Source organism: Streptococcus pluranimalium (assembly GCF_047785745.1).
Lineage (GTDB): Bacteria > Bacillota > Bacilli > Lactobacillales > Streptococcaceae > Streptococcus > Streptococcus pluranimalium_B.
The window spans coordinates 1-9,085 of sequence record NZ_JBLOJT010000073.1 but is presented as its reverse complement, the minus strand read 5'-3'; the positions used below and the strand labels follow the sequence as shown (position 1 = coordinate 9,085).

Genomic DNA, 9,085 nt, shown 5'->3' with positions numbered 1-9,085 from the left:
CTAGTCTAGGTGAGGACGACCGCCACGACTGAATAACTCTGACAATAAAGGAAGAAAGATAGTCCAATCCATAATGGCATCCGAACGTTCTAAGGGATTACCTTTCTCTGATAGTTTTGACAAGATTTTTTCATCGTCTGTGAATAAATGCATGACAGCTCTCCTCATTACTTTTGATTCTATTATCTCATTTTGGGGAAATTTAGGGAGTTTTTAGAGGTGCCCATGACGATTTTTCTTCTTGGAGACTGTGCAATATTTCAGAATTTTTTGTATAATGATAGTATTATATTCAAAAAGGAGTCGAACAATGGATGTTAGTCAACGCTATAATCATAATTTAGATAAGCTGGAGATTTCTTTGATTCGTCAATTTGATCAATCCATTTCAGGAATTCCTGGGATGCTTCGAATGACTTTGGGCGAGCCCGATTTCCCGACTCCTCAACATGTTAAAGAAGCTGCAAAGAGAGCTATAGATGAAGATAAGAGTTACTATACTGGAATGGCTGGTCTTTTAGAGCTTCGTCAAGCAGCAGCTGATTTTGTTAAAGAAAAATACAATTTAACTTATGACCCAGAATCGGAAATTTTAACAACGATTGGTGCTACTGAAGCCATTTCAGCTAGTCTTGCAGCTATTTTAGAGCCAGATGATAGTGTGTTATTTCCTGGTCCTGGTTTTCCTATCTATGAAGCTCTTACAAAAATGTACGGTGGAGAATTTATTGAATTAGATACATCTAAAACGGACTTTATTTTGACTCCTGAGGCTCTTGAAGAAGCCATTATTGCGCAAGGAGATAAGTTGAAGGTTGTTGTTCTTAATTCCCCAGCCAATCCAACAGGCGTTGTTTATACACGTGAACAAATCGAAGCTCTAGTTGCTGTGATTCGCAAGTATCCTATCTATGTGATTTCGGATGAGGTTTACTCAGAGATTACTTATACAGAAGAAGGTCATGTATCAATTGGAGAGTATCTTCCAGAGCAAACAATTGTCATCAATGGTCTCTCTAAGTCTCATGCGATGACGGGATGGCGTTTAGGTTTTATTTTTGCTAATAAGACATTGTGCGCTCAATTAGTTAAAAGTCATCAGTATTTAGTAACTTCAGCAACAACTATCACTCAGTACGCTGCTCTAGAGGCTTTGACAAATGGTAAAGATGACGCTCTACCGATGCGTGATGAGTATCGTAAGCGTCGTGATGTTATTGTGACTGCTTTAACAGAGCTTGGGTTTGATGTTGTCAGTCCTGACGGAGCTTTCTATATTTGGGCAAAAATTCCTGGTGAAGATGGTAAAGACTCTTATGCTTTTCTTGAAAAATTAGCTCATGAAAAAGCTGTTGCGTTAATCCCAGGAACTGCTTTTGGCCCATATGGGGAAGGATATCTTCGTATTTCTTACGCAGCAAGTATGGCGGTTATTCAAGAAGCAATGAAACGTTTGAAGGAATTTATGACAAGTAATGATTAGTAAGGATGCTAGAGGAATCGTCCTATATAACCGAGATTTTCGTGAATCAGATAAATTGGTTAAAATTTTTACTGAAACTGATGGCAAACGGATGTTTTTTGTGAAGCATGCAGGAAAATCTAAATTAACTGCCATTATTCAGCCACTAACAGTGGCTGATTTTCTTCTGAAATTAAATGATAATGGTCTATCTTATATTGATGATTTTAGAGAAGTAAGAACTTATCAGTCTATCAATGAAGATTTATTCAAGTTATCTTATGCGACCTATATTATGGCATTAGCTGATGCAGCGATACCAGATAACCAGGTAGATGCTCCGTTATTTGCTTTTTTAGAAAAAACCTTAAGCTTAATGGATGAAGGTTTAGATTATGAAGTTTTAACCTTAATTTTTGAGATTCAAATTTTGGAGCGCTTTGGTGTTCAGTTAAACTTTCATGAGTGTGCATTTTGTCATCGTTTTGGTTTGCCTTTTGATTTTTCTTTTCGTTACTCAGGGTTGCTTTGTCCGGATCATTATGACAAGGATGATAAGCGTTCTTACCTTGACCCCAATGTTCCTTTCTTGCTAGATCGTTTTCAGTCTGTCTCTTTTGATGATTTAAGAAGTATCTCACTCAAGGATGATATGAAAGCTAAGTTGCGACAGTTTATTGATGCTGTTTATGAGGATTATGTTGGTTTACACTTGAAAAGCAAAAAATTTATCGATGATTTGGCTAAGTGGGGCGACATCATGAAATAGGGCTTTGTGGGAGAGGCTGAAAATCAATGGAAAACATGCTATAATAGAAGGCATTCAGGTAAAAGCTCTGCTATTTTCCAAAAGAAAAGGAAGTAATGAGGTGAAATCATGAAACGTATTGCAGTTGATGCTATGGGTGGTGATCATGCGCCTAAGGCGATTGTTGAAGGTGTTAATCGTGCTATCCAAGATTTTTCAGATATTGAGATTCAACTTTATGGCGATGAGGCAAAGATTCGTGAGCATCTGACTGCTAGTGAGCGTGTTACGATTGTTCATACCAATGAAAAAATAAATTCAGATGATGAGCCGGCTAAGGCTATTCGTCGGAAAAAAGATGCTTCAATGGTCCTAGCAGCTCGAGCTGTTAAGGATAGGGAAGCTCACGCGATGATGTCTGCTGGAAATACAGGGGCTCTTCTGGCTGCGGGTCTTTTTGTGGTTGGTCGTATCAAGGGTGTTGATCGTCCTGGTCTGATGTCTACTTTACCAACTAGAGATGGTAAGGGATTTGATATGTTGGATTTGGGAGCCAATGCCGAAAATACACCGGCTCATTTGCTACAATATGCTATTTTGGGTTCTTTTTATGCTAAGAATGTTCGTGGAATCGCTAAACCTCGTGTCGGTCTTTTGAATAATGGAACAGAGGCAACTAAGGGTGATTCTCTTCATAAGGAAGCATATGATTTGTTGACTCAAGAGGCGTCTATTCACTTTGTGGGTAATGTTGAAGCGCGTGATTTGATGAATGGTGTAGCAGATGTGGTTGTTACAGATGGTTTTACAGGCAATGCGGTTCTTAAAGCGATTGAAGGAACGGCTATTAATCTTATGGGGAGTTTGAAATCTGCAATAAAATCAGGTGGTTTCAAAGCTAAAATTGGTGCCTTATTCTTGAAAGATAGTTTGTATCAATTGAAAGATACCATGGATTATTCATCAGCTGGTGGGGCTGTTCTGTTTGGATTAAAAGCACCTGTGGTTAAATCTCATGGTTCAAGTGATGAGAGGGCTATTTACTATACTATCAAGCAAATCAGAACTATGTTAGAAACTGATGTTGTTAATCAACTGGTCGAAACATTTACTAAGGAGGAAAATCATGACTAAGGAAACTATCTATGAAACCGTCGTAAAAGTAATTCGTCAGCAACGACATGAGGATGATTTACCGGTTACACCAGAAATGAGTCTACGGGATGACTTGGGAGTTGATTCGATTGAGTTGACGGAATTTGTCATTGCTCTTGAAGATGAGTTTAACATTAATATTCCGGATGAAGATGTTGACCAAATGGTTAGGATGAGTGATTTACTGACTTATTTGGATAAGAAAGTTAATAAATAATTTTGGCTCTTCGTCAACTGTAGTGGGTAACTTATAATTAACATCTAGAGAGAATCGTTCCGGTTCTCTCTATTTGTCTCTTTCCGGTTTTTGAGAGACAACCTAAAAGGGTCACTCCCCTGACCCTTTTAGTATTCAAAGCGATGAGAATTTTGGTTTTAAAGTTTTTAAACTTCCGAAACCCAAAAGCTTGTCGTTTGATATCTTTGATGAGTTTGTTGGTTGCTTCTAGCTTCGCGTTAGAATAGGGAAGTTCCAAGGCGTTGATGATATAGCTCTTATATTTCAAAAAAGTTTTGAAAACTGTTTGAAACTCTTTATTCACAGTTTCCAGATGCTCCTCAATCAAGTCAAAAAAGTGATTAGCTTGTCTCTCTTGAAAGTGAAAAAGCAATAGTTGATATAGGTCATAGTAATAGCGCAGTTCCTCAGAGAAGGGTAAGAACCTGTATTCATAAAAAATGTTAAACTAAAGATATGGCACGAAAAGCATATGATACTGATTTAAGCGATCAAGAATGGGCTCAACTTGACCCCTATTTCTCCAAACACCGCACCTATAAATGGTCTAAACGAGAACTTGTGAACGCCACCTTGTATATCACTAAAACAGGCTGCCAATGGCGCATGCTCCCTCATGATTTCCCTCCTTACCCAACTGTCTGGAGTTTCTTTCGTCGTGCTAAGGAGAGCGGCTTGTGGGACACCATTTTGACGGAACTGGTAAAAAAAAGCGATTGAAAGCTGGTAGAGCAGCCTCTCCAACCTATGCTATCATTAATTCTCAAAGCGTGAAAACAACAGATGTTGCAGAGAACGTGGGATTGATGACGGTAAGAAAGTCAAAGGGAGGAAGCGCCACATCGTTGTTGATACCATGGGAAATCTTCTTGATGTGGTGGTTCATGCAGCTCATTTGCACGACACAAAATCAGGCGTTTTAGTAGCTCGAAAAGTGATGCTACAATTCCCAACCATCAAGGCTTTTTCAGCCGATGCTGGCTACCGGAAAAGTTTTGAGGAGATGATAAGGGAGGAGTTTGGTTGCCCGGTAGATATTTCTGAAAAAATTAAGGGTAGCTGGCAAATCATTTCCAAACGTTGGGTTGTTGAGCGAACTTTTGCTTGGTTGAACCACTCTCGAAGATTGGCTAAGGATGTTGAAAAATCGGTATCGTCAGAGGTTGCTTTTGTCAAACTATCACACATTAATCGTCTTTTAAGGGCTTTATAACTTTGTGAATACAGGTTCTTAAAAAACTGGTTAAAATGATGGCAGGGAGGCCTTTTTATTTTGCCCTCAATGGCCTTATTTACAAGATTTTTCCAATCCGAACCCATTTTTCTAGAAACAAAAGAAAAGACAAACCTCAAAAATGAAGTTTGTCTTCAGTCTGAGAAACAGTCTGGGAAGAGACTGTTTCTTCACGAGCCTGAAAATGAAAAAGCGAGTCCCTATGAGAAACGGGCAACTCAAAGCAGGCTACAATCTTCAAATCGCTACCGAAAATCAGTTTGTTCTTCATTATGATATCTTTCCAAATCCAACCGATACCAAAACACTTCTTCCACTATTAGATAGTTACCCACATGATCTTAAAATGGTTGTCGCAGATGCAGGTTATGGTAGTGAAGAGAACCTAACCCTACTAGACCAACTTGGCGTTAACCACCTGATTAAATATGGTATGTTTGATAAGGAGCAGACAAGAAAGCAGAAACAATCTCCAAAGAATCTAAATAACTGGCTTTATGATGACATCAGTGATACCTACATCCATCCTGATAGTTCGGATTATCATTTTGACTATATTAAACACAGCAGAACAACTACTGGATTTGAACAGGAAATTAGGGTTTACAAGGCGGATTATCTTGAGCTAGCCCCTCAGAAAGGGCTCTATGTCAACCAGAGATACCAAGAATTAAAGCGAAAAGAGAGTCAAGCGCTTTTATCAGAAGAAGGCAGTCGTATCTTCGCACAACGTAAAGTTGATGTGGATCCTGTCTTTGGGCAGATAAAGGCTTGTTTGGGGTACAACGTTGTCAACTAAAGGGCAAACATCAAGTAAAAATTGACATGGGATTGGCTCTGATGGCCAATAATACTCATTGAAAATCAAAATCTGATATTGTCAAGTTTACCTTGATGAACTTTAGTTCTAGCTACGACGCTTTTTCTAGTCAGATTTTGATTTTCTTCGAGTATAACCTACTGAAATACAATACCAGAAGGATAAGATATTAAAATCAGAGACTCACATCAAACGTGAATCTCTGATTTTTTAATGACTGATAGACTTTTGTCTCAGACTCTTCTTATGAGTTTTCAGTTGTGTCTAGAAATGAGTATTAGTATGAGTAATGAGGCAACTGAAAGACTCATGGGGTCAGAACATTATTGTTTGCTGACCTTAGATAGATTAACCCAGGTATCTCGGCTACCAATTTTAATACAGATACCGTTGCTTGCTTTATCAATTTTTGAAACCTTATATTGTCCTGGTAAGGTAAAGTAGTCTCCAGGATACAGGATCTGATCTCCTGATTTTTTCCCATTTCTGTCGGTTTCGATAGCGGGAGTCGGATCTATATAGTTAAGTGATGTAGGCGTCCCTCCAGCTAAATCGCTACTTGAAATAAGGCCTCCGTTCACGTTGGCGGTCACTTTAAAGGCTTCTGAGAAATAGACAACATCTCCAACTGCGATGGTATTGGTTGTTTTATTGCTAGTAGGTTGGCTGCTAGAGACAGGAGCTGTCTTAGATGCTTCGGCTGTTGATGTTGTGTTTAATTGTTCAACAGCGATATAGCGTCTGACACCGCTAGCACTGATATAACTAATCCACTTGTAACCATCGGCTTCTAGTGTTTTATCATAAACAACGGATTGCCCTTTATCATAGAAGGCTACTTCTGTAGCAGATTGCTTAGGTTCATTCTTTATAGCAGAACGTGTCGTGAATTGATAGGTACCACTCGAAGCTAGTGTCTTTGTGGCTGTGGTTGTTGTCGGACTAGGAGTTGGTGTGGTAGTAGTCGTTGGTTTTTCTAACGGGCTAATCGGGATATAGCGTCTCATGCCACTTCCAGCAATATAGCTGATCCACTGGTAACCATCTGCTTCAAGGACGCTATCGTAGTTAACGGATTGTCCCTTAGCATAATAAGCTACCTCGGTAGCAGTGATCTTAGCTACGTTTTTGATAGATGCTCTGTCTGTGAAATGATAAACGCCTCGGGATGCTAATTTCGTACTAGTATTAGCAGGGGTTGGTTGAGTCGAAGGGGATGTGGTTGTTCTGGTAGATGGTTCTAAATCTTTAAAATGAATATAACCAGACACTTGGCTCTTATGGAAGCTACGTTTCCAATATTTTTCAGGGCCTTGACCTGCATTGTAATTGTACTCTTCAATCGTGACCATATCGCCATTAACTTCAGCCACCCAGGCGACATGACCATAACTACCTGCTCCATTGACACCATTGCCGAACCAAGCGACGGATCCAACTGCAGGAGTCATATCGACACGGTAGCCTTGGGATTTAGCAACACCTCCCCAAGTAATAGCATTGCCGTAACCACCGGGTAGGGTAAATCCATTGACTGAACTCAACCGAAAAGCTACAAAAGAAGTACACTGCCGTTTGTACATTCCCCAACGATCAGCTCCCCCACCATATTTCCATTGGCTGGGATAGTTATCTCCTAATACGGCAGCTTGGGCGATGGACTGTCCAGTTGATAGTCCTGTTCCAGTTAAAACAAAAGCAAGTGCACTTACGGTTGTAAACTTAGATTTAAATGTCATTCAATATCCTCCTGCTTATCTATTCGACAAACACCGTTTAAAATGACAATTTTTCTGAAAAAATGTCAGAAAATGACAATCAAAGTCATTTATTGTGACGAACAAGTCTAATATTACAGAAGAACAACAGTTTCTTTAAAGAGCCTCCTGATTGCTTTTTCTTATTCAAATTTATGTTAAGATGTATAAAGTTATCAAAAAAGAAATAGGTAGTATTAAAAATGAAACTCACAAAGAAAATGCTTTTAGCATCAACCGTAACTCTCTCTTTGGCGTCAGGATTGGCTGTACAAGCTGAAGAAATGCCATGGACACCACGTAGCGTTGACGACATTAAATCAGATATTGTCAATGCGAAAGAAACATCAACTTATACTGTTCAATACGGTGATACCTTGAGCACAATCTCAGAAGCTATGGGGATCGATATGAATGTTCTTGCTAATATCAATAACATTGCTAATATTGATTTGATTTTCCCAGAGACCGTTTTGACCACTAGAGTTAATCAACATAATGAGGTAACATCTGTTCAAATTGAAACGCCTGCTGTGCAGGAAAATCAAGAAGGGATGACAGCTTCAGCTGATTTAGCTAAAAATGAAGTTGTTGTTGATGACCAAACGGTTCAAGTGGAGGATTTGACTGCTCCTGCAGAAGAGGTTAGTAGTGAAACAGCTTTGTCAGAAGCAAGTCTAGCGTCTACTTCTGAAGTAAGCACAGCAGGCTCTGAATACACAGATACGTCTGCACCAGCTTCTCTTGAAGTAAGCTCTGAGACATCAGAAGCTAACCAAGTTTCATCTACCAGTACACAAGATAGCGTAGCTACGACATCTGAAGTTAGTTCGGAAGCAAGTTCAGAGATGTCAACATCAACTCAGGCGACTTCGGAATCGGCAGAATTGCCAACTGTAGAAGAAGCTTCTTCACAAGTATTGGAAGAAACGTCTGCTAGTGTGGTGACATCTGAGTCAATGGCAACAGTCAGCCAGGCGGTTTCACAAGTTGTTTCAGCGACAGCTAGCCAGTCAGTGTCGGAAGCGCCAACGCCATCTGTTACACCAGTTACTGAGGCATCAGCTCAAACAGTGACAAGTGCTGCTCAAGCGACATCAAATCCAGAAAATGCTGGTCTTCAGCCACATGTGGCAGCTTATAAAGAAGAAGTAGCAGCCAAATATGGTATTACGGCATTTAGTCTTTATCGTGCGGGCTCAAATGACGATCACGGTAAAGGTCTAGCGGTGGACTTCATGGTCCCTGTTAGCTCTGCGCTTGGTGATCAAGTAGCTCAGGATGCTATTAATAATATGTCCAGTCGTGGTATTTCTTACATCATCTGGAAGCAACAGTTCTACGCACCGTTTGATAGCATTTATGGACCAGCCTACACATGGAATCCAATGCCAGATCGTGGCAGCGTGACGGAAAATCATTATGACCATGTACATGTTTCCTTTAATGGGTAGATCTGAAAAGTTAGAAAGAAATCACCTTTAGAAAACTTTAAGCAATCCTTGCTATACTATAGTCATTCCTAAATAACTTTTTCATAATCTCCGAAAACCACTAGCTTTTGCTGGTGGTTTTTTGTGACTGATAACTGCGGATAATTGATTGAAAAAAGTAATCAACGAGAATGCGAAGGATTGGGAGGATGTTTTTTTGATATAACGTAGTATATGA

Annotated in this window: 9 protein-coding genes and 2 pseudogenes; 8 read left to right on the top strand and 3 right to left on the bottom strand. The window is 39.6% G+C overall.

Annotated features, from left to right (window positions below):
* Positions 1–153 (bottom strand): annotated as a pseudogene (locus tag ACMZ6U_RS07665) (IS5/IS1182 family transposase); the annotation flags it as partial.
* 157 nt (positions 154–310) lie between these two features.
* On the opposite strand from ACMZ6U_RS07665, the gene ACMZ6U_RS07660 reads away from it, so the two are divergent.
* The 4 genes from ACMZ6U_RS07660 to ACMZ6U_RS07645 all read left to right on the top strand — a co-directional run bounded on the left by ACMZ6U_RS07660 (position 311) and on the right by ACMZ6U_RS07645 (position 3,582).
* Complete coding sequence (locus ACMZ6U_RS07660; RefSeq protein WP_416107633.1) at positions 311–1,483, top strand: pyridoxal phosphate-dependent aminotransferase; 1,173 nt, start codon at positions 311–313, stop codon at positions 1,481–1,483.
* Entirely contained in the window at positions 1,476–2,231 is a 756-nt protein-coding gene (recO, locus tag ACMZ6U_RS07655; RefSeq protein ID WP_416107631.1) for a DNA repair protein RecO, read from the top strand. The genes ACMZ6U_RS07660 and recO overlap by 8 nt, the downstream gene beginning before the upstream one ends.
* A 108-nt stretch (positions 2,232–2,339) precedes the next feature.
* Positions 2,340–3,344, top strand: coding sequence for a phosphate acyltransferase PlsX (gene plsX, locus ACMZ6U_RS07650; protein ID WP_416107629.1), 1,005 nt, complete (start codon positions 2,340–2,342; stop codon positions 3,342–3,344).
* Complete coding sequence (locus ACMZ6U_RS07645) at positions 3,337–3,582, top strand: phosphopantetheine-binding protein (RefSeq protein ID WP_416107628.1); 246 nt, start codon at positions 3,337–3,339, stop codon at positions 3,580–3,582. The genes plsX and ACMZ6U_RS07645 overlap by 8 nt, the downstream gene beginning before the upstream one ends.
* Positions 3,583–3,619: 37 nt before the next feature.
* On the opposite strand, the pseudogene ACMZ6U_RS07640 reads toward ACMZ6U_RS07645, so the two are convergent.
* Positions 3,620–4,030: pseudogene (locus ACMZ6U_RS07640) on the bottom strand (transposase); the annotation flags it as partial.
* Between the two features lie 29 nt (positions 4,031–4,059).
* On the opposite strand from ACMZ6U_RS07640, the gene ACMZ6U_RS07635 reads away from it, so the two are divergent.
* The 3 genes from ACMZ6U_RS07635 (at position 4,060) to ACMZ6U_RS07625 (ending at position 5,636) form a co-directional block, all read left to right on the top strand.
* On the top strand, positions 4,060–4,323 hold the full coding sequence (locus ACMZ6U_RS07635) for a transposase (RefSeq protein ID WP_416107626.1): 264 nt from the start codon (positions 4,060–4,062) through the stop codon (positions 4,321–4,323).
* A gap of 82 nt (positions 4,324–4,405) precedes the next feature.
* Positions 4,406–4,816: a transposase gene (locus ACMZ6U_RS07630; RefSeq protein ID WP_416107635.1), complete on the top strand. Its 411-nt coding sequence runs from the start codon at positions 4,406–4,408 to the stop codon at positions 4,814–4,816.
* 223 nt (positions 4,817–5,039) lie between these two features.
* A complete protein-coding gene (locus ACMZ6U_RS07625; RefSeq protein WP_416107624.1) occupies positions 5,040–5,636 on the top strand; it encodes a transposase in 597 nt (198 codons plus the stop codon).
* A 344-nt stretch (positions 5,637–5,980) separates the two neighbouring features.
* Here ACMZ6U_RS07625 and ACMZ6U_RS07620 read toward each other — a convergent pair whose 3' ends face one another.
* Positions 5,981–7,396 carry an SH3 domain-containing protein gene (locus ACMZ6U_RS07620; RefSeq protein ID WP_416107622.1) on the bottom strand — a complete coding sequence of 472 codons (1,416 nt, stop codon included), beginning with the start codon at positions 7,394–7,396 and terminating at the stop codon, positions 5,981–5,983.
* 221 nt (positions 7,397–7,617) lie between these two features.
* Here ACMZ6U_RS07620 and ACMZ6U_RS07615 point away from each other — a divergent pair, with 221 nt between their 5' ends.
* Positions 7,618–8,868 carry a LysM peptidoglycan-binding domain-containing protein gene (locus ACMZ6U_RS07615; protein WP_416107620.1) on the top strand — a complete coding sequence of 417 codons (1,251 nt, stop codon included), beginning with the start codon at positions 7,618–7,620 and terminating at the stop codon, positions 8,866–8,868.
* Positions 8,869–9,085 lie beyond the last annotated feature (217 nt).